The organism is Calothrix sp. PCC 7507, assembly GCF_000316575.1.
Lineage (GTDB): Bacteria > Cyanobacteriota > Cyanobacteriia > Cyanobacteriales > Nostocaceae > Fortiea.
Genome location: NC_019682.1, coordinates 3,629,343 through 3,654,042 on the forward strand (window position 1 = coordinate 3,629,343; position 24,700 = coordinate 3,654,042).

Here is a 24,700-nt window from a genome sequence, read left to right on the forward strand (position 1 = left end):
AATAACAAATGACAAATGACAAACCCCAGCAATTAAGCTGATAGTGACGCTTTAACTTGACCGAAACGGCGATCGCGTTTTTGGTAACTTAACAAAGCCTGATAGAATGCCTCTGTGTCAAAATCTGGCCAAAGAATATCGGTGAAATACATCTCTGTATACGCCATTTGCCATAAGAGAAAATTACTCAGTCGCATCTCACCGCTAGTCCGAATCAGCAAATCGGGTTCTGGAGTATCTGCTGTGTAGAGCTGTTTTTCTACAACACTTTCATTCACCTCCTCTGCACTGAGTTCGCCCCGTTGCACAAGTTCCGCTACTTGACGACAGGCTTTTGTAATTTCGTTGCGGCTACCGTAGTTGACTGCAACAGTAAAGTGGATTGCTTGATTGTTTAATGTTTCTTTGACGGAACGCTCCATTTCCGTTTGTAGCGACTTGGGTAAAACTGATAAATCTCCAATAAACGAAATTCGCACTCCTTCTTGATGCATTTCTGATAACTCGCGGTGCAGTAAGCGTTCAAACAGCAGCATCAGAAAATCTACTTCGTCAACGGGACGCCGCCAATTTTCGGTTGAGAAAGCGTAGGCTGTCAGCGCTTTGATCCCCCAATCCTTGCAGCAACGCAATAGTTCTTTGAGCGTCCTTGCACCTTGGCGATGTCCCGCAATGCGTGGTAATCCTCGACTGTTTGCCCATCGACCGTTACCATCCATGATGACGGCTACGTGTTGGGGTAAGTTTTGGGGGTTTAAATCTGGAGGTAATTTTGTCATTTGTCACTTGTCCTTTGTCACTTGTCAAAAATCGGAGGCTATAGCGGATCTGGGTCGAGTGCAATACAATCTTGATTGGGGATTCAGAATTCAGGAAAATACAATATTCAGGCTCCTGACTCCTTTGAGTCCCGGTGTATTTCATTCATCTAAGAATTGCTATTAATGACTAATTCCAAATAAATCTTGTAAATACTCTGGTGTGAGGCTGTTGTTCCAACTCCACAGACGACGCATTGTGTATGTCAAGGTGAATAGGAGAGTTGTTTTGTTAGTCAAAGACCAAGCACTCCAGTTGAGTGTACCCATCATGCGGCGTAGAGTTCGCATGAGGTTGTTGCGCTGATAGTTTTGAGAGCGGGTTTTGATGAGTGTCCGTCCAATTCGCATCAGTCCTGTATCAGGAAAAGCCCAAACTCCAAACCCCCAGAACTTGGTCATGTGGTTGATTTCGTCTTGTGCTAGTTCCTCTAAAACATCCTGGAGTGGGCCGATGGTGTGAGCCATTAACCAAATATAAAGACAGGTAGCACCGTATTCTGTGGCTATGCGGTGTAAACCGTGGCGATATAAATCTTCTTCAGGGTCATCTGTAGGGAGGTAGCCTCTAACTGTGCGAAGTTTGGGGGAAATTTTTTCCCCTGTTAGTTGGGTGTAGACTTTGATTAATGCAGGTGTGTGCTGACGTTCTTCTTTTTCCCACAAACCAAGTTCCAGTAGTTCGCCATCTTCACCGACTGTTCCACCAACAAAGCGAGCCATTTGAGGATGCAATTTTTCCAAATACTGCCGACTTGTTTGGGTATAGCCGCGAATCGGGGCTTCTGTGTCCATTGCACCTATAAGAACAGATAAAAATACCTCTGCATCTATGCCGACAATTTGATTGGGGTTAATTGCTTGCCAGTCAATTGGTTTCCAGGGACGCGGTTGGGGATTTTCTAACTGTAACTGTAAATCCCGCAAACGATCATGTAGCTTTTCGATGGCAACATATTTGTCTATCAGGGAACAAAGGCGGCGCTGTATTTGCCAGTAATGAGGACTGGGATAGCTTTGACCTGCTAAGTCTTCTGTGAGTGGGCTGGCGGTATTCAGCATATTTTTATACTTAATTTTTACTCTATACCCAATAGCCTAAGCGATCGCACTATCGTTTGTCAGTCGGCTGAAGTCGGCAGTTTTATATGATGGGGTTCCAATAGTCAGGAAAAAAGTTGGTTAGAGAAAATTGGGGTTTCAAAACTTACCGTTGGAATAACAGCAATCCTTTCAAGAACTTGCTGCTGAATTTGGAATGAGGTCAAAAAAGTCGGGAAAAAAGTCGGGTTTACAGAAACTTATCCGAAAATTCCAGCAACTGGACTGTAGAGTAATTATGGTTGTCTCGAAAATCTGAACTACCCTCGTCGTTACATAATGAACGCTGAAGCAGCATTAGCATGGTTAGACACCATAATTCCTGCTCAGACCGGGGAACGGTTGAGCGATTTACAAAAAGTTATTCTTGTGCAGGTTTGGTTGGGTAGAAAATACTTGGATATTGCCCATGCTTACGGTTGTACGGAAGGACACGCTAAGGATGCTGGCTCTCAGTTATGGAGGTTGCTTTCTCAAGTATTGCGAGAAAAGATTACCAAAAGTAATTGTCGCGCTACTTTGGAACGGGTTCTGAGAAAAACTAGTGCGATATCGTCAAGTCTGATTGATTACTCGCGATCGCCCCAGCCCATCCCAAAATTAGAGGATACCAATTTTATTGGACGAACAGAAGCGATCGCTCACCTGAATACTCTAGTCAATCAAGGCTCGAAAGTGATTGTCATCCAAGGTGAGGGAGGTTTAGGCAAAACGACTCTCGCGCAGCAATATCTGCAAACTCAGGGGTTTGACTTGGTTTTAGAACTGCTGATGGCGAAGGAAACGCAAAATATCACTCCGGCGGAACGAGTAGTAGAGGAATGGCTCAAACAAGACTTTGATCAAGAACCTGGGGTAGAATTTGGGGTGACGTTGGGACGACTCAAGCGCCAACTGCACACACGGCGGATTGGAGTGTTAATTGACAATCTAGAACCTGCATTGGATCAACAAGGCGGGTTGATTGCTGATCAACGCAACTATGTAGAACTCTTGCGGGTTTTGGCTGATGCAAGGGTGCAATCTGTGACGCTAATTACCAGTCGCGATCGCCTTTGTGAACCTGGGTTGAATGTGAATCACTATCGTCTTCCTGGTTTGGATCAAAGCGCATGGCACAAGTTTTTTAGCACCCGTGGGTTAAGTATCAACTCGTCAACTTTGCAAATCATCCATCGCACCTATGGCGGTAATGCTAAAGCAATGGGAATTCTCTGTGGTTCGATTCAGGAAGATTTTGACGGTGACATGGCTCTTTATTGGCAAGAAAATCATGCCGATCCGTTAGCAGCAACCGACTTAAAAAATTTAGCAGTAAGTCAAATTAATCGTCTGCAAACCCTCGATCCCCAAGCCTATCGCCTGCTTTGCCGTTTGGGATGTTATCGTTACCAAGATATACCCACCATCCCATCACCAGGGTTGTTTTGTTTACTTTGGGATGTCCCACCTGAGCAGCATCGTCAAATCATCGCCTCCTTGAGAAATCGGTCTTTGGTGGAGTGCAATCAAGGTGAATACTGGTTGCATCCGGTGATTCGTGCAGAGGCGATCGCTCGTTTACGTCCCAGCGATGAATGGGAAACTAGTAACTATAAAGCCGCAGAATTTTGGACAGATAGAGTTCAACAAATTGAAACCTTTAAAGATGCTTTGCAAGCACTGGAAGCATATTATCACTACATAGAAATTCAGAAATTTGAGTTAGCCGGAAAGGTAATTTTAAAAAGCCGAAACAATCAATGGCAGCAGTTTTTACCTCTTGGTAGTACGTTGTATCGTATGGGTTTAATTCAACCTGTACTTGCCGCAATTAATCAAGTTGTTAACAATCTTATCAATGACCAAAATCTCAGCGAAATTTATAATATACTAGGTGACTTATACTGGATAACAGGTAAAATTAATCTAGCGATCGCCTGTCAAGAAAAAACTATTAATTTAGCAACACAAGCACTCAAATTACTAGTTCCTCAGCCAGAAAATAAACATACAGTTTACTATTTGAGAATGCTAGAGGTGGATTCTTTATTAAGTCTTGGTCTTTATCAAATAGATTTGTGGGAATTAGAAGCCGCTGCAAAGTTATTTCAACAAGTAATTTACCTAGCTCAAAATACCGAACATCATCGCTGGGCAGAAAAAGCCTCTGTGTGTTTAGCTTTGGTGTATTCTTATTTAGGTTTACATGATGTCTCTTATACATTAGCAGATATAGCTTATCAAAATATGACCAACGAAAAATTGGTCGAAAAAACTGGGAGATTTGTCTATTTCATGCAAATATTAGGTCAAACCTACGTCAATTTAGGAGGATTCCACCAAGCAAAGCAAATATTCCACCAAGCTTTAACCTGTGCTGAAGCAAGCCACTATATGCAGGTAAAAGCAAAAATATTGAGTGGTTTAGCGGAAATTTATCGACAACAAGCAGATTTTAAATTATCCCTTGCTAATCATACAGAAGCAATTCAACTTTTGGAGCAAATAGGTGCTAATTGTGACCTAGCTGAAGCTTATTTTCAATTGGGCTTAACTTATCAAAAAATGACAAAGCATGATGAAAGTCAAATGAATTTTAATCGAGCAATTCAGCTATTTACTGAAATAAAAGCTCCGAAGCAAGTTGCAAAAATTTTAATAAAGCCGGAAAATTAAATTTCTTACGGGGGAAAAAGTACTTTCTGAAAACAGAGTTGAGGGTTTAGAGTTTTCGGTACTGTATTTCGTGGTTAAATTCATCTTGATTAGACTCAACATTTTCAACAAATGTCGAGCGTACAAATCCCAGATTCTGCAATAAAGCAATAGAACGGTGATTTTGTACATCAACGTTAGCGCAAAAATTAAGATTTTGGTACGTCCCAACTAAATAATTAATTATATAATTTACTGCTTCGCGTGCATAACCTTTTCCCCAGAAATCAGGGAAAAACACATATCCAAGGATTGCACTATTGTCTACAGTAATTGTTGCTTGAACATATCCAACGTAGCATTTCTCTACAAGAGACCATACAGCCCAATTCAACCAAATCTCCGTTCCATCTGGTGATTGACGACGTGCTAACATCATGTAGCGATCGCGAAGCCATTCAACGCTTTGTGGTGGCACATCTTCGATAAAGTCATATATACTCGCACTCTGTAATCCATCAAAAAGCCGTTCGGCATGATCCGGTTCTAGTGGTTCTAAACAGAGCCGTTGAGAGTACATTTTCATCTTGTGATTAACAAGCAAGCCACACCGAACACATACATCTGTAGGAGCGCTGTATTTGCTTTCAACACTCCTACTAAAGGTGGTATTTTATCATGTCTGCCAACTTAATTTACGGATTACCGGAATCAATGCTACTAAAAGGCAGTTAAATAGAGCTACTTAATTGAAGCGGAGATTTTTGGTAGTCGTTATTTGAAGCGAGAACGTTGTCTACGACTTTGCTTGTGTCTAGCAATTGCTTTGCGCTTCTCTTTTTCTAATGGTGTCTCGAAATGGCGCTTTTTCCGCATATCTTGGAAAATTCCGGCTTTAGAAACTTCCCGCTTAAATCTTCGCAACGCTGATTCAATCCCTTCGTTCTCCCCCAACACTACTTGTGTCATTCTCATTCCTCCTGAATATGGATGAATAGTTGCAGGTTAGAGACAAAATAAAATATTCCAGCAGAACTCAGCCTTGGACTTTATCTGCTGGAGACTCTAAATTTTAACTTTTCAACCCTACATTTTAGTAGCGGCGAGTGTTACGATTATTGTTTCCCCAGTTACCACGAGGAGCGCTTCCTCTTTCTTCACGGGGTTTAGCTTTGTTAACTTTCAAATCACGCCCCATCCACTCAGCACCATCTAGCGCTTCAATAGCAGCTGTCTCTTGAGCGTCTGTCTCCATCTCCACAAAGGCAAACCCACGTGGACGGCCTGTTTCCCGGTCTGTGGGTAGTTGAACGCGGTTAACTGTACCATACTCTGCAAAAGCCCTCTTCAGGTCTTCTTCTGTAACCTGATAGGATAAATTCCCAACGTAAATCGACATATGATGTCTCCGAATTCAGAGATTGTAGAGAGTTAAATTCGGAGAGACGATTTTGAGAAATCAAAACGAATAGCTCAACCGAAAATAATCTTTATTATGTAAGAGTATAGCACAGCATTTGAAAATAAACCCCTCGGTAGCTGCATTATACAAATAAAAACCTTCAGGCAGGCTTTAAAAGCTGCCGTTTACGAACTGATTGTTGCCCGCAATACATTATTGCATTTTCGTGGTACTTTTTAACGCAATTTGTGATCAATTAATAATTGCTTAAAGAATAGGGCGTTGGGAAACCCGCATGTTGATTAAAATTTGGTGAAATTCGGGAGTGAGGAGTGATCTCATGTCCGGCTGATTAGTTATGAATCTCGCATGTGTGCAAAAACCTGAAAACTCTTTCTCCCTCTGCTTCCTGCTCCCTGGCATTTCTAATTATAAGTCTTTCACCGGACACTATTATGAGGGGATTTGTATATTCGGGATTCTGGATGAATGATTTAGCGAGCAGTCGCCCTTTCTTTTAGATATTGTCCCACTGCTCTAAAATTCTTGCGGCTTCTTGACACAGTACTTCATGATGCTGACCATTGCTAGCCAGCAAACCTCCCCACTGATTAATGTCATTGGTGTTGTACTGCAAAGGAGTACCGTCAAAATGGGTAAATTTACCGCCAGCTTCGGTTAAAATCAGTTCTGGGGCAGCAATATCCCAGTCTTTGGGGGCGGATTTGCCAGAAAGAGAAATATAAACATCTGCTTGTTGTTCGATAATGGTGGCAATTTTACAACCTACACTACCGACGGCTTTCTGACTGCTAAAAGGTATATTTTGCAGTAAGTAATCTAATCTCTGATTGCGGTGAGAGCGACTAACGACTACAGTGAAATCTTCAATTTTCCTTGTGTCTGGAGTGAATGAGAGTTTTATGGGGGAAGCATTACGGGTTTCGACAAATGTACCACTGCCTGCGATCGCATAGTACAATTTTTCTGCTTCTGGCACTACCACCACTGCGAGTACTGGGCGTGTTTCTTTGATTAACGCGATGTGAACTGCATAGTCGTCAGTTTTCTCGATAAAACCTCGCGTTCCATCTAAAGGATCAATAATCCACACCAATTTGGATTTATCCTGACTTAGTGGCGAGTTATAGGTTTCTTCACTGATATAAGCAAAGTCTTCGTTGCCTAAAGCCGCTTGTAGTTGTTCGAGAATGTATTTACTTACGGCTATATCTGCAACGGTGACAGGCTCATTTTGTTTATACTCCACTTCGAGGTTTAAGTCTGCTGCGGTTCTGTGATAATAGGATTTTAGTATATCTGCGGCTCCCCAACCCACTTGACGAGCGATCGCTAAAATTTCTTGTAGGTCTTTCATTATTTTTACCTGATATAATCCCGATATAATTTGGGGTGTTGCTGAATTTAGGGATGAATATCTCACGCAAAGACGCAAAGACGCAAAGGAAAATCCATAAAATCATTCCGCATTTATTCACCACCTAATTTAGCTTAGTTCAAGTTCCCAACTCAATAGCTGAAACTGGAGACTCGATACTCAGCAGTGAAAGTCCATCCAGCGACGAGTGCCAAAAAATCTGCAAGCGTTGGCAGCGACGTTGGCTGCCTTTGTTAATGCATCAGTAAAATTTCCCTGTAAGATGTAATTGCAGAAAGCACCGTGAAAAATATCTCCAGCACCTAGTGTATCAATTGCCTGTATCTGCGGTACATCTATAATGCCACTATTACCAGCACTGAAGTATTGAATTGGTTGTTCACCGTGGGTAATGGCGATGTGAGGAATATTGAGGCTGCGGAGATAGGCGAAAACTTCAGTTGTTGTGTGACAGTTGGGGGGATGAAAGTTAGCAGAACAGATGGCGTAATCCACAAAAGGCAAGATTTTCTCAAATCCAGGTTTCCAACTACCACCATCGATCGCTATGGGGATATTCTTAGCTTTAGCTAGTTGGGCGATCGCATGACCAACTGCTATTTGATGCCCATCTATCAGCACTATATCAATATTTTGTAGACTATCTAAAGGAATTGATGCACTCGGTGCTTGAGTTTTGACGGCATTCATCGAAACTACCGCTCGTTCACCAGTAGCTTGGGCGACAATAATCGAAGAGACAGATGGGGCTGCGGTATGATTGGGGTCAAGGTCGGCGATCGCTACTCGACAATTTGCTAAATCTTGGCGAATTAGCTGCGTCATGGGGTGCGAACCCACCACACCCAAAACTGTAGCTTGATTACCTAAATGGCTAAAGGTAACTGCAGCATTAGTCGCTGGGCCACCAGCCGCCACAGTATAATCAACTGCGACAATTTTCTGATTATTCTTGGGCGCAGTCTCAGCTAAATAAATCAAATCTAAAGTTACTAAACCTACGAATAGTCCATAATTGTCATTTGTCATTTGTCATTTGTCATTTGTCAGGAGTCAAGAGTCAAGAGTCAGGAGTCAGGAGTCAAGAGTCAGGAGTCAAGAATCATGAGTTATTTCTCCCTCATCTACCTCATCTCCCCCAATCCCCAATCCCTAGTCCCTAATCCCCATGCCAACAGATCCGAAACCAGGAACACTTTACGTCGTCGGCACGCCAATTGGCAATTTAGAAGATATCACATTGCGGGCGGTGCGAATTTTGCAAACGGTGGATCTGATTGCTGCAGAAGATACGCGCCATACAGGAAGACTGCTACAACATTTACAAATTAAAACGCCGCAGGTGAGTTACCACGAACATAACCGTAACAGTCGTATTCCAGAATTGTTGGCTCATTTAACTAATGATAAAGCGATCGCTCTGGTGAGTGATGCGGGGATGCCAGGAATTTCTGATCCAGGATATGAACTAGTGCTGGCTTGTATTGGGGCGGGAATACCTGTGGTGCCGATTCCTGGTGCAAGTGCGGCAATTACGGCGTTGAGTGCATCTGGATTACCCACAGATCGGTTTGTTTTTGAAGGTTTTTTGTCAGCTAAAGCTCAACAACGACGGGAACATTTAGAATTTTTGCAGACAGAATGCCGTACTTTAATTTTCTATGAATCGCCGCACCGCTTGCGCGATTCTTTACAAGACTTAGCAGAAATGCTGGGTAGCGATCGCCAAATTGTTCTGGCAAGGGAGTTAACTAAATTCTATGAGGAATTTTGGCGCGGGACAATTGCGGAGGCGATCGCCCACTACAGCCAACGTGAACCCCAAGGAGAGTATACTCTTGTTTTGGCGGGAAGCCCACCTAGTCAGCATCAGCTAACGGAAGCAGAACTGAAAACCGAACTACAGCAGTTAATTAGTCAAGGAATATCGCGATCGCAAGCTAGCCGTCAGTTAGCTAAGTTTACTTCTCTTCCCCGCCGCCAAGTCTATCAAATTGCTCTTTCTCTAGAACCGCCTTATGAAGTATGAAGTATGAAGTCTGAAGTATAAAATGAAGAAAAGTAAACAAGGCTCAAACCCTTCTGCCTATTGCCTAACGCTCTTTTATTACTCTCGTCAGATTAAATTTGAAACCCTATTTTGACATTAGTCCGCGCAGGCGGACTTTGTTTGTGTAGCAGCGATTTCTAATCGCCTGGATTGCTTAGTTTACAGACAGGTGCGTTGTTTTTGTGGTGATCGCGATCGCTCAAGTAATTTCTAACAATAATCTCTTCAAATAGCTTAGAACTTTATTGCGTATATTCACTGAATAAACTACAAAATCTGAATAAATTTTACTTAGAGTTTGCCAACCATTTTCAACCTCAAGTATAATTGTATTGAAATTAGGTGCTGCTACTAATAAATCAACAATTATGAACAGGTTATTCATCAAATTTTTAGGGTTAATTCTACTTTTGATAGGAATATACTTTTTTGGTCAGAATATCATATTTGTTAGCCATTATTATTCATATTTTTATCGGGGAATACCAGCCACAGCATCAGTTTTCGCCATCATGTCTGGTGTGTTTGCATTAATCTTTTTCCGTCGAGAAACTGGTAACTTTGGATGGATTTTGCTAGGTATTGGCATAGTGCTAGTTTTCTTGAGTGGTGGAGTTATTTTAAAACCAACTAGCTTATGGAATTTTTTAGTTGCTTTTACCACATTAGCTGCTGGATACAAATTACTAAATGAAGGCAGAATTAACTTTTAAAATAAAGCGAAATCATCGGGTTTCATTAATGATTATCAGTAAATAATATTACATGCAATACTATGCTGTATTATAGTCAGTAAAATTTGGCTATTTGATTTCGCTATTATCTCTACCCTTGTTGAGAGTGCGTTGCAGCAGTAGCATAAATTTTTGGCTGAGTGCTAATTTTACGGCAAAAGAGCAAATATAGCCTGTCTTCACCAGATGAATCACTTCTTTTCCTACTTATACACAAAGGGTATTTTGCTAAGTCTAGGGCTACTATTACAATGGAGACTAGATCGATCATAAGGACACAGCAAGAATGACCCAAGTGGTTTTAGGAGAGAACGAAGGAATAGACTCAGCACTGCGTCGGTTTAAACGCCAGGTCTCTAAAGCTGGTATACTAGCTGACGTTAAGTATCATCGGCACTTTGAAACACCTATAGAAAAGCGCAAACGTAAGGAAGTGGCAGCTAGACGCAAAAGACGTTTTAAATAAAGCTATTCTGGTAGTGACGTTGCTGAAAGACAGAGTCTTGAAAAAGCAACAAGAGGTTGCCATGATTCTTGCAAAAAATTAAGCAAGATATATTCCACCTCTGATGGAGGTGTGAGTTAAATCTTTTCCCTGTGCATAGGGTGTATCAAGTGTCAAAGTATGGTTGGATGGAGGCAGCGATTTTAGCTGCCCATCAACCAAAATCAGTTACTTGTACTGAGCGAAGTCGAAGTATCAGTTATCAGTCAACAATTTAATCTGTCGATACGCCATTGCTTGCGACTGTCCGCTGATTTAAGATTCAGGAGTATCGATAGTGCGGCTATTACAGCGATTCATCGCTTTTTCTACTCCTTGTTTGAGGCTGAGTTCTATGCACTCAACTACGAACTGGAGTACAAGAGACATTAGCTGAGTTTCTGTAGATGAAAAACGCCCCAATACGTGGGAAACAGTACCTGATTCCTCAACATTGCCTGCGCCTTTGGGTTTACCAATACCGATTCGCAAACGGGGAAAGTCCTGGGTGCTTAAATGTGCGATCGCACTTTTCATCCCGTTGTGTCCTCCAGCTGAACCAGACAACCGTAGGCGAGTTTTTCCTAACGGTAAATCCATATCGTCATAAATGATTAAGACAGACTCAGGTGGTAATTTGTACCAGCTTGTTACTGCTTGTATCGCCTGTCCTGAGCGATTCATATATGTTGATGGCTTTAACAAACGTATTTTACCACCAATTGGGGCAATACCTTCACCGAATTCCCCTTGGAACTTGCGATTTTCGGCGAGGGGTATTTGCCAAGTACGAGAAAGCGCATCTACAGCCGCAAAGCCGATATTGTGGCGTGTTTGGTTATATTTAGGTTCTGGGTTCCCCAACCCGACGATTAGCTGGGGAATCACCAAAATTGGTTGCTTATCAGCTGCTGTCATTTTCTCTATAGGCGATCGCTATGCAGCAATTATCTAGCTAGTTGGGGAAGACTTAGCGGTATCATGTTCTGATTGAACTGCCTCAATTTGCTTGGGTTCTAGTTCAGCTGTAGTTTTCACAACTTGTTCTAGTTGTTCAGCTTCCCGTTTAAACTCACTTTGAAATTCATTAGAAGCTTCTTGAAAGCTGCGTAGTGTTTTACCCAAACTGCGGCCAATCTCTGGTAGTTTCTTCGGGCCAAAGATTAACAGCGCCACTACGAAAATTACACCCATTTCTGGGAGTCCGATACCAAATATATTCATTTTGATTCTCCCATAAACATACAAAGTTGAACTAAAAAAATGAGAATTTACAATCTCTATATTTCTATATTTAACCTAAGTTGCGCCAGTTTAAGCGTGACATTGAGGGACTGGGGACTGAGAGAATAACCTATTGCCTATTGCCTATTGCCTTCTTCGATGACAAATAAGAAAAAACCCGGACGATCCGGGCATAGGTTCGCTTATTACACAAGCGTAATAGCTTTGTATAAATTTAGTTGCCTAAACTCCGCCAATCGACAAGTACATCCTGAACTAGGATAGTCTTGTTATAGAGTTGTAGAATAATCAACAAAAACACGAAAAATAACAGGATAAAAACACCCATTACAGGGGTAGTACCCCAACCTGGAGCCACCTTCCCATACTCAGAATTTAAGGGTTTGAGGATGTCTCCCAACCTTGTCCTTTGTGCCATAGTTCACCTAAGATTAGTTGCCAAAGCTTTTTTTAATCTTCTGTAATATTCTATAAGAATAGCACTCATAATTTATCGCTTACTTATGGAACCCGCAATAGTTCTTAGCATTTCTGTCTGTGCCGTGGTCATTGCCATTACTGGTTGGTCAATTTATATATCTTTTGGCCCGCCTAGCAAGCAGTTGGCAGATCCCTTTGACGATCACGAAGATTAGAGGAGTCAGGGGTCAGGAGTCAAGAGTCAAGAGTCAAAGTGTTATTAGGTTGTCTCCCTGCTCCCATTCGGCTACGCTCACGGCAAGCCTGCTTCCTGCTCCCTGCTCCCTGCCTATTCTTCTGGTATTATTTTAAAAGTTGTGATTTTCCCGGGCTGAATCGTTAAGATTTGTTGCTTAGATGAGAATTCAGTAGCGATATGGGAACGCTCCAACAAATCTACGGATTCTCCTAGGCTTAACCCTAAATCACTCCTTAAAGATAACTCTGCTGTTTCTCCATGACATTCATAACACCGCATAATTAACTGCTTTGGTTCATCCTCTGCTGGTTTCAGTGCCATTAAGATGAGGTTTTCCGCAGATAAATTGAGGAAACTCATCCTGTCAGAGGCGCTAATTGCCGAGTTGTGAGTGTGGGGTGGATTGAATACCACTTGTAGCGGGATGTTCAACTCATACCCACGCCTGACTGTATGGGCTGATTCCCAGCTACCAGCGTGAGGATACAAAGCATAAGTAAATTCATGAATACCTGTATCAGCTTCTGGATCAGGCCAGTTGGGACTGCGTAGCAATGTCAAGCGTAGTTGATTTGGTTGGCTATCGTAACCATATTTACAATCATTCAGCAAACTAACTCCGTAAATACCCTGGTCGGTTTCCCCAGTCAAATCAGCCCAACGTAATGCTGGGACTTCCCATTTTGCTTGTTCTGCTGGGGTTTGGGGTTTAGTTGTCCGACGAATAGCACCACAGGGAATTTCATAGGTAGCAAAGTCTGCTTCGACATTGAGAGGAAAAGCTACTTTCACTAATATTTGATTTTCTTGCCAATTAACGGTTGTTTGAATTTTCAGGACAGCAGACTTTGTTTCGAGGATGTAATCGTGGGAAAATGTAGATTGACCAATGGTTCGCACTACACGGACGCAATTTCGCAACACTCCCCGTTCTAAATAAGAAATGGCTGATAATTCAGCGGGTGGTAAAGGATGCTGGGCATAATTTGGATCGATATTCCACGCATCCCAATATTGTCCGCTATCTTGGAAACCTTGTAGTTGATTACCAGCACCGTTGAGAACTTGGCGTTGGTTGATTTTATCAAAGACGCCGGATAAATCGCCTGTTGCTGGGTCAACTGTAACTTGCAGATACTCGTTTTCTAAAATAAAGTCTTTGACGAGAGGTTCACTGGATTCTAATGAAGACTTGCAGGGACACAGCCAAAAGACACGATAACCACAACTAGGAATGTCATTTGCCAAGAAAGAAATTGACATCTGATGTCTTTGAGAAAGCATCTCATTTCCCTGGAAGTCGTAAATTTGCCACTCCAAATTGTGTTCGAGTTCTGGGATGATAATTTCTACTACCTGCGATCGCATCCAGTTGAGAGAATTAAAGATGAATATCGCTTTGGCTTCAGGATGGGGCGGTGGGGGTAAAATAGCTTGCGATGCGATCGCTAAAATTGATTCCTCTAATATCTTCGTCCCTACTTGCTCTACTTGCTGCCATTCAGGTAGGGCATCTTGGTAAACTTGAGTAATTGAAGAACCAGGTAAAATATCGTGAAACTGCTGAAATAATACCTGCTTCCAAGCCTTTTCGATTGCTGCTTGGGGATATGTCACCCCACAACTGATGCTTGCCAAAGTAGCAAACAACTCAGCTTGATACAATAAATTTTCACAACGACGATTCCAACGTTTTTGATCTGCATGGGTAGTATAGCAACCACGATGAAATTCTAAATAGAGTTCGTCTTCCCAGATGGGGAGGTGGGGGGAGTTTTGTTTGATTTGCTGTAAATACTTCTCGGCGGTGGTAAATTCTAAGTTAGGGAAGAAAGGTGAATTTTGCCAGCGTTGGGCAGTTTCCAACATATCACGAGTCGGTCCGCCGCCGTGGTCGCCGACACCGGGAAGCCAAAGGGCATCTGGTAAACTCGTTTTGGTATACCATTCACAGGCGTAGTTTGCCATTTTGACTGGATCGATACCTTCACCGATGAGTGCAGACATATAACTAAATACTTGGCTACCATCAGGCGATCGCCACCAAAAAGCATCATAATCAAATTTAGTGGTATCGTTCCAACGCAATTTCTGGGTGACAAAATACTCAATGCCCGCGTTAACGAAAAACTGCGGTAGAGTTGCACAAAAACCAAAGGAATCTGGAACCCAGACAATAGGGGAAATCTTGCCGAACTTTTCTTGGATATACCGCTGACCATATAATAGCTGACGGGCGATCGCTTCACCAGCAATCAAGTTTAGTTCTGGTTCCACCCACAAACCACCTATAACTTCCCAACGTCCAGCCGCTACCGCTTGTTGAATGGCTGCAAATAAATCGGGGCGATGTGCTTCTATCCAAGCATACAGCGCTGGTGTGGAATGACAAAAAATTAACTCAGGAAAATCTTGTTGTAGTTTGAGTACCGATTCAAAGGTAGATTGTGCGGCGTTCCAGGTTTCATTGACAGGCCATAACCATGCTAAATCTAAGTGAGCATGACCTAGGAGATAGATTTTCGATTTTGCACCGCTGGGATAAAGATTCAATTCTTGGAGGTGTTGACGTAGGGAAAAGAGAACGTTTTCCCATTCTGCGTCTATGGGGGTTGTCATTTTTCTTAACTCCCCCGCCAAAACAGCTAACTTTTCTGGCGCGAACTTTTCTAGATAAAGCTGCAACACCGCCAACTCATCAGCGACAAAACCAGGGTCAGGATGATTATAATCAATAGATTCGTAAACAAGGAGCGATCGCACCAAAGCACCATGATCATGTCCCGGACTCACTAGCCGTAAAGCTACAATAAATTCTTCCCCTGGTGTCACCTCACGACTAATCAGCACTCTAGGTGAACAATCAAATAAATCTCCCGCCAGCACCAACTCCCCATTCAGATAAACCTCAGCCGCATCTGCCCACCAAAGTAGTGATAACCTTAAAGACAACCCAGACAAGGGATAACCCTGGAGAGTTTGGGGAATCGTTAATTTTTGCACTAGCCAGAGTGTGTTTTTACCCTTTGTCCAAGCAATGTGTCCTTTAGCATTTAATTCAGCAGGTGTCCATTGACACAAATCAGATGTAGCCACCTCACGAATATTCCAGTCACATTCTTGGTATAGCCAGCTAGACTGAAGATTAACTTGACAACAAGAACGCAATTGGGCGATCGCTTCTGAGATAAATTTAGTATGAGATGGAGATAGAGGAAGGGTCATATTTTCGCTAAAATCAGGGCAATAACGATAATTAACAGTTTGTCGTTTTGATGATGGGGTGGGAGTCTCACAACATAAACAAAGTTCTAATTAACAAATCATTACAATGTCTTCTGGTTCCTCTGGTCGTTATCAAAGCAAGCTATTTAACTTTGTCCACCAGCAATCTCGGCGGTTGACACAACAGTGGGAACATACCTTTCGCCATGTGCAAGTTGCCACTAAATGGGGTGTTGAGCTACTACTTTACCCTGTGTACATGCTGTTGCAGTCAGGGGAATCTGCTACTAAAAAGCTGCACACCAAAGAACCACAATCCAAATTACAGTTAGAACCAGAAACTCCTCCAACTGCTGATACCCCCATTCAGCAAGTATTAGAGGCTATCAAAAATCTACCATCTGCAGAATCCCCAACCACATCACCACGATTAAATCCCTTAGCGTTTTTAGGTTCTTTATGGCGAAAATTCTCTCATCATCGCCCGTCTCAATCTTTAACTATTTTAAAGGAACCAGCAGGCAGCCTTCACCCCTCACAGCCAGAAAATTCCCTGAAGCTAAATCATTTAGTCGTGCAGGGAATCGCTACAAGTTTAGTTAACCGTCACCTAGTACTAGTCACCACTGACAATGCAATTCTAGACATTTTGACACCCCAACAGCAGGCAAAATTAGAAGAACGCATTATTACTGAAATTGCTAATTATTGGCGTGCTTGGCGATTATTTGAAGCTAACAAAAAAACCGCAATATTACCAGAAATTGAGCGTTTATTGATTAAACTAACTGGCACTAACCCAAATCATATACATTCTTTGCCTCCGGGGATGGCAACAGAAGAACTTGATCCCAGATATTTATTTAAATATGACAAAGTATTAGGATTCATAGACACAGTTGTAGCGAAGTTAGAATCCAAAGCTTTAGTACCTGTGCAACAACGTAGCCGAGAAATTATCCAAGTTGCTCATACACAATTTAGCATATTTCTTTATGGTAAAGAACAGTTAGTAGCCAGAGGACAAATTGCAGTTACTGCTGATGGCTTAGAAACTCATCCATTGAATATTCAAGCATTGATTGCAGCAGCACTCAATTACTTTTTTGGTGTTAGCACGGATAAAAATTTAGAGTCCAAAGATTCTCACAGGAAAATCTCAGGGAAGCGATTATCTTTACCCAGAAATAGTCAATTACAAAATGAGGTTTTAGATCCCTGGTTGTCTTGGAGTGATTTGTTTGGTGAGTCCAAAACGCCTGTCAAAAAGCCAGACTTACCTACCAAAAGAGAAAATCCGGCTCTAATTCCGAGTGCATCAGCAGCTAATTCCTTACCAAAAAAAGGGAATTATCAAAATCTTTTACAGCCACCACAACCAGGCGGTTTAGTACAACAGAAAAAACCAAACCGCAATCTCACACCTAAACAAAACATATCTCAAAAAGTCACGGCTGACAAAGAAACTACGTCCCGCATTTCTCAATCTGGAAGTAAAAGCCACAAAGGGGAAATTTCCCAGCAGCGCCGCCAAAGCGCTGAAATGGAAGCTCAACCAGACTGGATAGAAGTCAAAGCAACAAACATGGGGTATGATAAGCACCTCTTAGAGCAACTTCTGGAATTACTGGATAGTGCTATGCTTTGGCTAGAAGAAATCTTTGTCAAGATTTTTCAGGTGTTGCAGCAACTGTGGCAAGGTAAGTAATATCAGTTATCAGTTATCAGTTATCAGTTATCAGTTATCAGTTATCAGTTAGCTGTTTAATAACCTGATTGTAAACTATTGAGTAATATTTGGTGGTTTGCTAAGTGAAAATTCTTGTTTACTGCAAATACTTCAATTTTAAAAATCCGCTAGAGAAGCCGAAAATGGAGAATTTTGTAGTGGATTTACCCCAAATTCCCCGAGTAGGTGAAATAATTGTCGTCGAAAGAATGTCACCCACAAAGCAGTTTGTAATTATTTTTGAATATATTGTGACAGCAGTACAGTTTAATGCTTCTAACGAATCCTCTGATGTACCAGATGCGCGGATTAATGCATGTCTGAACCACTGTTGGGAAGGAACATCAAATTTTAAAATCGCGAATTTTTTAGAAAAATAGGCTAATACGCATTTAAAGTACATAGTTCCTCAAGCGTCAAGAGTCAAGTTTAATGTTGTATTAATGGACTGTGTCAGCTATATCTCTGACTGCTTGTAAACACCTATAAAGTGGCTTACCACAGAGTAGAAGTTGAGGATATCATGAACAAATAGTAGTTTTTGATACTATATTATTAACCAATATATGGTTGATGATTTTGGCATATAATCCTCAACAATTGGATATCAAAAATTAGAAAAATATTTAGCCTGATTAGCCTGTATTTCTGCTTACAGATAGAGGCAGTTTTCTCTACAATGTACGTTGATAAGCTACTAGCTTACTTGGGAAAGGACGTACAAAAGTAACCATGATCTACCACAGCGAAGGTACATTTAAGGGTGTTGGAGGACTTGATCTGTATTACCAAAGCTGGCATCCAGAAGGTAAAGTCAAGGGAATATTAGCTATTGTGCATGGACTGGGAGCGCACAGCGATCGCTACACTAACATTATTCAGCATTTGATACCTAAACAATATATTGTCTACGGTTTGGATTTGCGCGGTCATGGACGTTCACAAGGACAGCGAGGCCATATCAATGCTTGGTCTGAGTTTCGTGACGACTTGCAAGCCTTTCTCAAGTTGATTCAAACCCAGCAGCCAAAATGCCCAATTTTTCTTTTAGGTCATAGCTTGGGTTCGGTCATTGTCTTAGACTATGTTCTACGCTATCCTCAAGAAGCAAAAGTATTGCAAGGTGCGATCGCTTTAGCACCAACTTTAGGGAAAGTCGGGGTATCAAAAATCCGCTTGCTCATAGGGAATTTACTGTCGCAGGTATGGCCGCGTTTCACCTTGAGTACTGGTATTGACCTCACCGCTGGTTCAAGGGATGAAAAGATTTTAGCCGCCTACGCCCAAGATACCTTACGACATACGCGAGCTAGTGCGCGTTTAGCTACAGAATTTTTTGCTACCGTTGCTTGGATTAATGCTCACGCAGCTGATTGGCAATTACCGTTGTTAATTCTCCACGGTAGCGCTGACCGAGTAGCTTTACCTGAAGGTGGTGACATTTTTTGCCAGAAGGTTGCTGGCACAGATAAGACGCGAGTCGAATATGCAGGAGCTTATCATGAGCTGCAAAATGATCTCAATTACCAAGAGGTATTAGCTGATTTAGAAAATTGGTTAGAAAGACACTTACCACCCGAATTAGAAAAGTTGGAGTCGTTAATGAAAAACGGCTGACAATACTGCAATAGACCTCTTGCAAAAGTCGTTATTTTCGCGCTCTTCGCGCTCTTTCTTTGCGTCTACTCTACGGGAACGACTTCGTCGAATGCGCCTTTGCGTGAGACTAAAAAATATTTATGCAAGAGGTCTAATATCAGCATCTAGAGTTTCTAATATCTCAGTTAAATCTTGCCAGACTTGATGATTGTTTAATTCGAGTCTTGTCATAGTTATCTGGGGTTAATGTTTTGTTAGCAATACAATCGAGAGGGCAGGGAAACCCCGCCCCTACTGAAAACCGCTATGGCTGTGAGCCACTAATTTACTATCGCAAATCCACATATTGACCTAAATCTTTATCCCTAAGAATTTGCCCCATTTTCTGATATTCCCGACGCATTGCTCGAATTAAATGCACCATCTCAATTACTCCCCCACTATCTGCAGCTAAAAAAGCTGCTGTCAGCGCAATATTGCGAATATTAGCCCCTGTAATTTCAAAATTTTGTGTCAAAAACTCTAAATCTATATTGGGGCTACAGGGCGCATTTTTGGGGAAAATTCCTTGCCAAATGAGGTGACGATTCTTGGCGTCTGGTAACGGAAACTCGATAATAAATCGGAGGCGTCGCTCAAAGGCTTCATCCATATTAATCCGGAGATTAGTAGTTAAAATGGCAATGCCTTCATACTCCTCCATTTTTTGCAACAGATAACCAACTTCAATATTAGCGTAGCGATCGCGTGCATCTTGTACCTCAGAACGCTTGCCAAACAAAGCATCCGCTTCATCAAACAAGAGAATAGCATTAGAATTAGTTGCAGCCGTAAAAATTCTGTTGAGATTTTTCTCCGTCTCACCGATATATTTACTAACTATTTGAGACAAATCAATCTTATACAGGTCTAATTGTAGTTGATGGGCAATTACTTCCGCCGCCATAGTTTTTCCCGTACCAGGAGAACCAGAAAACAGCACATTTAGACCTTTCCCTAAAGATAATTTATCTGCAAAACCCCATTTTTGATGGACTAAATCTCGATATTCGGCTTCTTTGCAAATATCTTGTAGCTGTGTTATTTGGTTAGGGTGCAAGACAATATCATCCCAAGTATATTTCGGTTCGATTTTACGGGTGAAGGTGGCTAAATCGTGCCCGGATTGGGTACGGGCGGCGCTACAGAGGTTAACAAATGTTGAGCCGGTTTGTTGCCAACGGGCGTTATGATAGGCAGTGGTGACAGCATTGGCAATTTGATCTGGGGTCAGTAGAAAGCGATCGCCTAATATATCTAACTCTCCATCCTCAAGAGTTATACCGGCTGCTTGCAAGTGAGTTCGCCAGCAATCTCTGCGGTAGCTAGACTCAAGCATCGCAAAAGGAATTGTAATTAAACCTGTTGCTCCTGTAGCTGTGGGTATCCAAGTTTGCACCCCCGATAGGATAGTAATCCGCCGATTTTTCTCTAGTTCTCTGAGGAAGAATTGATAAAAAAGTTGATTTTCCTGGAGGTAGAGAACATCAAAGTTATCCAGATACAGCAACCGATTAAAAAACCAAGCTTCTCGCCACAATAGCTGCAATTTTTCTTCAAAGTTGGCTTTATCCTCTATCATCCGTGCTAAATCGGCGACTAACAAGGAAACTTCGAGGCTTTTGGCGAGAATTTGGGCGGTGCGGCGTTTACCAGTGCTATCAGTTCCTTGAAAATAGAGCAGTAGGGGTTGTTGTTTTTGCCAATCTTCCATCAATAAAGCTTCTAGTGCTGCTTGCACATCCGCCTTGAGATATAAATTTTTAGAAAATAGCGTAGATTCTAGTAGTTGACAACAAGCAGTGAGTCGGGAATCTAAACCCGGTTGCTGCAACAAAAACCTCACGACTTGGGGGTCAAGAATGAGATGATGAGTTAAAAGAGTTACTTGCTGCTGATGAGGATCTGAGCAGAGATAGAGTAAGCGATCGCCCATCAAAGGTGCGCTAGTAGTAAAGTGTTGACGACGGGATAATTTTTCGACAATGCCAGCACAGAGCAGATTTAACGCCATATCCACTGTCGGTCTTTTGCCACTCAGATCATCTTGAAGATAAGCATAAACCTTTTCATAGTGACGATCTAATTCTGGTGCTAGAGCGATCGCTAATATATCCAAGTCAAAATCAGATAGCCCAAAAGTCCTTTGCAACCATGCTAAAGGCGAATCTGACCGAATTTGAGTTGATATTTGCTCGGAAAATGTCCCAGTTTCCTGCAACCATGACACTCCCAGTTGTTCCTCTGCTTTGTCCTGAGTTTGCAGAGTCGAAATAGCTTGTTGAATTAGCCAATCTAATCGCTGTAGAAGAGGTTGTAACCCATTTAAATCTGCACTAATTTCGACTTTTTGGGAGGGAGGGTTAGTAAATATCTGCGCTGCTTCTGCTGTCGAATCCACTAAATATTCCTTATCTATAGAGAAATGAAGTAGTACCCATGAGCGATCGCACTATCCTCAATATTTTTTCAACCTCCTTGAGTACCTTACTAAAAAAGGCGATCGCCCTAAATTTCTGATTTCATCTGCTTCGTAGCAAGATAATGTTCATCAAGGGAGCGTCTTAGCATCATTTTAATCACAGCTTGACGCCTAATGTTGAGTTCTTTGGCCATTTTATTTATTCTACATAGTCGCCAGCCAAGATATTAGCGACTTCTTCCAAGGAGTATCCTCTATTTTGCTTCAGAAGTTCACTTTTTTGATTATCCCAATCAAATCGCATTCTTTCTAGTTCTCAAAGCAATATCTAATACACTTGATTATCAAACCAAAATTGGAAGTTGCTGAATAATCTGCAGCAGCGATCGTAAGGTTTGTTTATAGTCTTTCCGCTCTGAACGACCCCACAGACCTCTACCAATGTGATAGTTGTTAATGAGTCCTTGGATATATTGAGCAGCCTGAGATTTGTCTACAGGTAAGGTGGCATTCGGGTCTATACGAGTTAATTCCAAGTCAAGCTCGTTCCAAATGCCCTTGTTAATGTCTGACAAGCTAATAACAGCTATCTCAACTTCTCTAACCGTGGTGGCACCTGCAAGATCAAGGAATATTTGAGCAGTATCTTCCCCAAATTGATTTTGCAATCGCTTGAGGGTTGCATTCAGAGTAGCATCTGGTGTCACAATGGTTAATGCCTTGTGGATTGCCGCAATTTTGGGATTTATCTGGTTCTTTTGAGCTTGACGATGTTGATTCAGGTTTGTTTGCACTCGCAGAGTCATAGCATTTGCGGTTGCTGCTAGTGGCTCTGGTGAGGTTGTGAACTTCTCATGGAAAGATTGCCCAAGTTGCTGTCCATACATCTGGAAATACATCATGTCTTTCGCAAAATCGGAGCTTCCCTCAATGTATCCTTTTACTGTGTTAACAGCGCTATCAACCATCTGTTGTTGTCCAACCGTTAAGACCATGCTTGTGTTATGCACATGAGTAGCAAAATCATCGATCAACTGTTTTTGTTTGGAATAATTACGTTCTTTTAGTATCTGATTCAAACCACGGATGTACTGCCGAAACTCCTGAACGTTCAAATAAAGATTATTAAATGCTTCATTGATAGGCCATTTCCACTGAGGAGCGCGGTTGTAGTTTTCATAGGTCATGGTGTCGCCACCGTCTTTGGCAATGACTCCAGCGTAATGTTCACCCCAGAAAACTTTCAGATGCATGGCTCTGTTTGCCCGTTCCTGATTTGTCGCCATGTTTTGAATAATGGTATTGAGATTACCACCGGCAGTTTGCAGCATTTGTAAAGCATCGTAGTATTCATCATTGGCATCTGCAGTTACAGGATTTGCGTCGTGCGGTGTTGCATAACTCACTCCACCTGGTCGCGTCACACCTGCTAAAGAGCGAATTACATAGCCTTCACCCACATCCGGTAAAGCCTGTTCATTAATTCCTAACGCTGTATTCGTTGCTGCAACTGCATTGTAGTTAATTTCAACGTTTGACTTTTGTGCATAAGGCACTCGAGTCTGAGTTGCCGTTGCTAAATTCCCTACATTGTTACTACCGATGTTGGTAGTTCCGACAAAGTTGGCGATTTCGTAGATTGGCTCTGAGCCTTCACGACCTTCCACCTGCGTTTCGCTACTGTCAACAGCTCTACCTAGCACCACTTTTCGGGCTGATTGAGCTGCACCCAAGATCATTTTGATGACTTGGTTGCACTCTGAAGTTGAGGTGGCAGTTAATAGTGCTTTTGTCGCTCCTTCGCTGGGATGATCTATGGGAATCTGAGAGTCGGCAGTCACCTGATCCAATGTTTTAGGGGTGAGATCGTGGTGTGCTGGATTGGGATCGGTGGGCACCTGGATCGTTCCGCCACTAGCAACCAGTTTGACAGGACTGGCCAAATCTTTTAATTTCTGATTGCTTTGAGTGAGTGTTGTCGCATCTGCATAAAAAGCTCGCGCCTGAGCAGTTGTGTTTTCAATTGCCATTGCTCCAGATTCAGAAACATTTAACGAAAATGCGTTGAGACTGATTTGGGGATGAGGTCCCAACTGGGGCTGAAATTGATTGTTGACATCCGCAACTTCCTTGTAAACATCTAAACCCGTGGAAGATACGACCTTGTTTGTCCGTCTTGCTTGTCCTTCAACATATTCTTGTGAGGGAAATTCAGCACCGACAGCGGCAGTGTACCCAGGAACAGTAGGCTGTGTGGCGTCGAAAGCCGGCAGTTGAAAATATCGTTGGATTATCTGAGGCTTGATGTGATCTCGAACCTCACCGCCCCCCTGCTGCTGCACATGAGTCAACTCATGAGCAATCAATTCTTGCCCCCCCCGGCTCCCAGGCTCATAAGCACCTTGTCGAAAGAAAATATCCCGCCCTATCGTAAAAGCCTTAGCCTGAATTGACCGATTTAATTGATCAGCTTGAGTATTTGTATGCACCCGTACCCCACTAAAATCCGCTCTCATCGCCTGTTCCATTGACTGTTGCAGACTTGGCTCCAAAGGCTGTCCACTGCCCCTAGCACTATTAATAGCAGTGTCCAAACCCTCAGCCGCTTCTTGACGCTGCACTATTTCTAGCAGAGGTTTTCGTTGCAATTCTTCATCTTCTGTTTGCTGACGTTGTAAGGTATCAGATTGTATTTGCGCTGAATCTTTCCTTTGCAGTGCATTTGTTTGTGGTGCGTGAATTTGCTGCACCACATCCTTAGCTACCCGATCCGCTTCTTGCTCATACTTATCCCCCACTCCGCCTATGATCAGCTTCGCCTGAATTGGTGCAACCACTGGCTCTGAATTTCCCCAAAGTTGCTGAGATATACCCTGAAATTCCGGCACCCACGGGGTTTGTTTCCCTGCTAAAATCTCTCGTGTTGACCTTGTACCGATCGCACTTTCTAGTTGCTGTCTCTCATCTTCACTGACGCTATTTGGGTCTTGTTGCACTCTCTGCACCACTGCAGACAATGACCCATAACTCCGACTGGGTAATATATCTTGACTTTTTGGTGTTGACTGTAGAGAGGGTGAAGCTTTTTGAGCTATTTGCTTTCGGTACATTTAGATCATCTCCTACATCCAGCTAGGAATAATTGGTATTTTTATGAT

Annotated in this window: 21 protein-coding genes; 8 read left to right on the forward strand and 13 right to left on the reverse strand. The window is 42.3% G+C overall.

Annotated elements, in window-relative coordinates:
* Positions 1-32: 32 nt before the first annotated feature.
* Entirely contained in the window at positions 33-779 is a 747-nt protein-coding gene (locus tag CAL7507_RS15365; protein ID WP_015129388.1) for an isoprenyl transferase, read from the reverse strand.
* A gap of 162 nt (positions 780-941) precedes the next feature.
* Positions 942-1,880, reverse strand: a complete 939-nt coding sequence (locus tag CAL7507_RS15370; RefSeq protein WP_015129389.1) for a hypothetical protein — start codon at positions 1,878-1,880, stop codon at positions 942-944.
* A gap of 318 nt (positions 1,881-2,198) precedes the next feature.
* Here CAL7507_RS15370 and CAL7507_RS15375 point away from each other — a divergent pair, with 318 nt between their 5' ends.
* The gene (locus CAL7507_RS15375) at positions 2,199-4,577 is read left to right on the forward strand and encodes a tetratricopeptide repeat protein (protein ID WP_015129390.1); all 2,379 of its coding nucleotides are present in this window, start codon (positions 2,199-2,201) and stop codon (positions 4,575-4,577) included.
* A gap of 46 nt (positions 4,578-4,623) precedes the next feature.
* Here CAL7507_RS15375 and CAL7507_RS30140 read toward each other — a convergent pair whose 3' ends face one another.
* The 5 genes from CAL7507_RS30140 to CAL7507_RS15400 all read right to left on the reverse strand — a co-directional run bounded on the left by CAL7507_RS30140 (position 4,624) and on the right by CAL7507_RS15400 (position 8,386).
* Positions 4,624-5,136, reverse strand: a complete 513-nt coding sequence (locus CAL7507_RS30140) for a GNAT family N-acetyltransferase (RefSeq protein ID WP_015129391.1) — start codon at positions 5,134-5,136, stop codon at positions 4,624-4,626.
* 194 nt (positions 5,137-5,330) lie between these two features.
* Positions 5,331-5,525, reverse strand: a complete 195-nt coding sequence (gene rpsU, locus CAL7507_RS15385; RefSeq protein WP_015129392.1) for a 30S ribosomal protein S21 — start codon at positions 5,523-5,525, stop codon at positions 5,331-5,333.
* A gap of 124 nt (positions 5,526-5,649) precedes the next feature.
* The gene (locus CAL7507_RS15390) at positions 5,650-5,955 is read right to left on the reverse strand and encodes an RNA-binding protein (protein WP_015129393.1); all 306 of its coding nucleotides are present in this window, start codon (positions 5,953-5,955) and stop codon (positions 5,650-5,652) included.
* Between the two features lie 520 nt (positions 5,956-6,475).
* Entirely contained in the window at positions 6,476-7,336 is an 861-nt protein-coding gene (locus tag CAL7507_RS15395) for a 3'(2'),5'-bisphosphate nucleotidase CysQ (protein ID WP_015129394.1), read from the reverse strand.
* A gap of 180 nt (positions 7,337-7,516) precedes the next feature.
* Positions 7,517-8,386 carry a sugar kinase gene (locus CAL7507_RS15400; RefSeq protein ID WP_015129395.1) on the reverse strand — a complete coding sequence of 290 codons (870 nt, stop codon included), beginning with the start codon at positions 8,384-8,386 and terminating at the stop codon, positions 7,517-7,519.
* Positions 8,387-8,525: 139 nt separating this feature from the next.
* Between CAL7507_RS15400 and rsmI the strand changes: the two genes are divergently transcribed.
* From rsmI to rpsU (CAL7507_RS15420), 3 genes are all read left to right on the forward strand, one after another.
* The gene (gene rsmI / locus CAL7507_RS15405) at positions 8,526-9,386 is read left to right on the forward strand and encodes a 16S rRNA (cytidine(1402)-2'-O)-methyltransferase (protein WP_015129396.1); all 861 of its coding nucleotides are present in this window, start codon (positions 8,526-8,528) and stop codon (positions 9,384-9,386) included.
* 389 nt (positions 9,387-9,775) lie between these two features.
* Entirely contained in the window at positions 9,776-10,120 is a 345-nt protein-coding gene (locus tag CAL7507_RS15415) for a hypothetical protein (protein WP_015129397.1), read from the forward strand.
* Positions 10,121-10,427: 307 nt separating this feature from the next.
* Entirely contained in the window at positions 10,428-10,607 is a 180-nt protein-coding gene (gene rpsU / locus CAL7507_RS15420) for a 30S ribosomal protein S21 (protein ID WP_015129398.1), read from the forward strand.
* Between the two features lie 294 nt (positions 10,608-10,901).
* On the opposite strand, the gene pth is transcribed toward rpsU (CAL7507_RS15420), so the two are convergent.
* The 3 genes from pth to psbH all read right to left on the reverse strand — a co-directional run bounded on the left by pth (position 10,902) and on the right by psbH (position 12,288).
* On the reverse strand, positions 10,902-11,543 hold the full coding sequence (gene pth, locus CAL7507_RS15425; protein WP_015129399.1) for an aminoacyl-tRNA hydrolase: 642 nt from the start codon (positions 11,541-11,543) through the stop codon (positions 10,902-10,904).
* A 33-nt stretch (positions 11,544-11,576) separates the two neighbouring features.
* The gene (locus CAL7507_RS15430) at positions 11,577-11,849 is read right to left on the reverse strand and encodes a TatA/E family twin arginine-targeting protein translocase (RefSeq protein ID WP_015129400.1); all 273 of its coding nucleotides are present in this window, start codon (positions 11,847-11,849) and stop codon (positions 11,577-11,579) included.
* Positions 11,850-12,084: 235 nt separating this feature from the next.
* The gene (gene psbH / locus CAL7507_RS15435; protein WP_015129401.1) at positions 12,085-12,288 is read right to left on the reverse strand and encodes a photosystem II reaction center phosphoprotein PsbH; all 204 of its coding nucleotides are present in this window, start codon (positions 12,286-12,288) and stop codon (positions 12,085-12,087) included.
* 85 nt (positions 12,289-12,373) lie between these two features.
* On the opposite strand from psbH, the gene psbN reads away from it, so the two are divergent.
* Positions 12,374-12,505 (forward strand): photosystem II reaction center protein PsbN, encoded by a 132-nt coding sequence (psbN, locus tag CAL7507_RS30850; protein WP_015129402.1) that lies wholly within the window; start codon positions 12,374-12,376, stop codon positions 12,503-12,505.
* A 113-nt stretch (positions 12,506-12,618) separates the two neighbouring features.
* On the opposite strand, the gene CAL7507_RS15445 is transcribed toward psbN, so the two are convergent.
* Positions 12,619-15,753: an alpha-mannosidase gene (locus tag CAL7507_RS15445; RefSeq protein ID WP_015129403.1), complete on the reverse strand. Its 3,135-nt coding sequence runs from the start codon at positions 15,751-15,753 to the stop codon at positions 12,619-12,621.
* Positions 15,754-15,859: 106 nt separating this feature from the next.
* On the opposite strand from CAL7507_RS15445, the gene CAL7507_RS15450 reads away from it, so the two are divergent.
* The 3 genes from CAL7507_RS15450 (at position 15,860) to CAL7507_RS15460 (ending at position 19,099) form a co-directional block, all read left to right on the forward strand.
* On the forward strand, positions 15,860-17,461 hold the full coding sequence (locus CAL7507_RS15450) for a hypothetical protein (RefSeq protein WP_015129404.1): 1,602 nt from the start codon (positions 15,860-15,862) through the stop codon (positions 17,459-17,461).
* A 164-nt stretch (positions 17,462-17,625) separates the two neighbouring features.
* Positions 17,626-17,862, forward strand: coding sequence for a hypothetical protein (locus CAL7507_RS15455; protein WP_015129405.1), 237 nt, complete (start codon positions 17,626-17,628; stop codon positions 17,860-17,862).
* A gap of 352 nt (positions 17,863-18,214) precedes the next feature.
* Positions 18,215-19,099: an alpha/beta hydrolase gene (locus CAL7507_RS15460; RefSeq protein ID WP_015129406.1), complete on the forward strand. Its 885-nt coding sequence runs from the start codon at positions 18,215-18,217 to the stop codon at positions 19,097-19,099.
* A 310-nt stretch (positions 19,100-19,409) separates the two neighbouring features.
* On the opposite strand, the gene CAL7507_RS15465 is transcribed toward CAL7507_RS15460, so the two are convergent.
* Together CAL7507_RS15465 and CAL7507_RS30145 are read right to left on the reverse strand one after the other, a co-directional pair.
* Positions 19,410-21,521, reverse strand: coding sequence for an ATP-binding protein (locus CAL7507_RS15465; protein WP_015129408.1), 2,112 nt, complete (start codon positions 21,519-21,521; stop codon positions 19,410-19,412).
* A 365-nt stretch (positions 21,522-21,886) separates the two neighbouring features.
* Positions 21,887-24,652, reverse strand: a complete 2,766-nt coding sequence (locus CAL7507_RS30145) for a DUF4157 domain-containing protein (protein ID WP_015129410.1) — start codon at positions 24,650-24,652, stop codon at positions 21,887-21,889.
* Positions 24,653-24,700 lie beyond the last annotated feature (48 nt).

Excerpts from the sequence above, each read along its gene's own strand:
- CAL7507_RS15445 (WP_015129403.1), bottom strand. The coding sequence starts at position 15,753 with ATGACCCTTCCTCTATCTCCATCTCATACTAAATTTATCTCAGAAGCG.
- CAL7507_RS15460 (WP_015129406.1), top strand. The coding sequence starts at position 18,215 with ATGATCTACCACAGCGAAGGTACATTTAAGGGTGTTGGAGGACTTGAT.
- rpsU (WP_015129398.1), top strand. The coding sequence starts at position 10,428 with ATGACCCAAGTGGTTTTAGGAGAGAACGAAGGAATAGACTCAGCACTG.
- psbN (WP_015129402.1), top strand. The coding sequence starts at position 12,374 with ATGGAACCCGCAATAGTTCTTAGCATTTCTGTCTGTGCCGTGGTCATT.
- CAL7507_RS30145 (WP_015129410.1), bottom strand. The coding sequence starts at position 24,652 with ATGTACCGAAAGCAAATAGCTCAAAAAGCTTCACCCTCTCTACAGTCA.
- CAL7507_RS15365 (WP_015129388.1), bottom strand. The coding sequence starts at position 779 with ATGACAAAATTACCTCCAGATTTAAACCCCCAAAACTTACCCCAACAC.
- CAL7507_RS15415 (WP_015129397.1), top strand. The coding sequence starts at position 9,776 with ATGAACAGGTTATTCATCAAATTTTTAGGGTTAATTCTACTTTTGATA.
- CAL7507_RS15400 (WP_015129395.1), bottom strand. The coding sequence starts at position 8,386 with ATGACAAATGACAATTATGGACTATTCGTAGGTTTAGTAACTTTAGAT.
- psbH (WP_015129401.1), bottom strand. The coding sequence starts at position 12,288 with ATGGCACAAAGGACAAGGTTGGGAGACATCCTCAAACCCTTAAATTCT.
- rpsU (WP_015129392.1), bottom strand. The coding sequence starts at position 5,525 with ATGACACAAGTAGTGTTGGGGGAGAACGAAGGGATTGAATCAGCGTTG.
- CAL7507_RS15390 (WP_015129393.1), bottom strand. The coding sequence starts at position 5,955 with ATGTCGATTTACGTTGGGAATTTATCCTATCAGGTTACAGAAGAAGAC.
- CAL7507_RS30140 (WP_015129391.1), bottom strand. The coding sequence starts at position 5,136 with ATGTACTCTCAACGGCTCTGTTTAGAACCACTAGAACCGGATCATGCC.
- CAL7507_RS15370 (WP_015129389.1), bottom strand. The coding sequence starts at position 1,880 with ATGCTGAATACCGCCAGCCCACTCACAGAAGACTTAGCAGGTCAAAGC.
- CAL7507_RS15375 (WP_015129390.1), top strand. The coding sequence starts at position 2,199 with ATGAACGCTGAAGCAGCATTAGCATGGTTAGACACCATAATTCCTGCT.
- CAL7507_RS15455 (WP_015129405.1), top strand. The coding sequence starts at position 17,626 with ATGGAGAATTTTGTAGTGGATTTACCCCAAATTCCCCGAGTAGGTGAA.
- CAL7507_RS15430 (WP_015129400.1), bottom strand. The coding sequence starts at position 11,849 with ATGAATATATTTGGTATCGGACTCCCAGAAATGGGTGTAATTTTCGTA.
- CAL7507_RS15450 (WP_015129404.1), top strand. The coding sequence starts at position 15,860 with ATGTCTTCTGGTTCCTCTGGTCGTTATCAAAGCAAGCTATTTAACTTT.
- rsmI (WP_015129396.1), top strand. The coding sequence starts at position 8,526 with ATGCCAACAGATCCGAAACCAGGAACACTTTACGTCGTCGGCACGCCA.
- CAL7507_RS15395 (WP_015129394.1), bottom strand. The coding sequence starts at position 7,336 with ATGAAAGACCTACAAGAAATTTTAGCGATCGCTCGTCAAGTGGGTTGG.
- pth (WP_015129399.1), bottom strand. The coding sequence starts at position 11,543 with ATGACAGCAGCTGATAAGCAACCAATTTTGGTGATTCCCCAGCTAATC.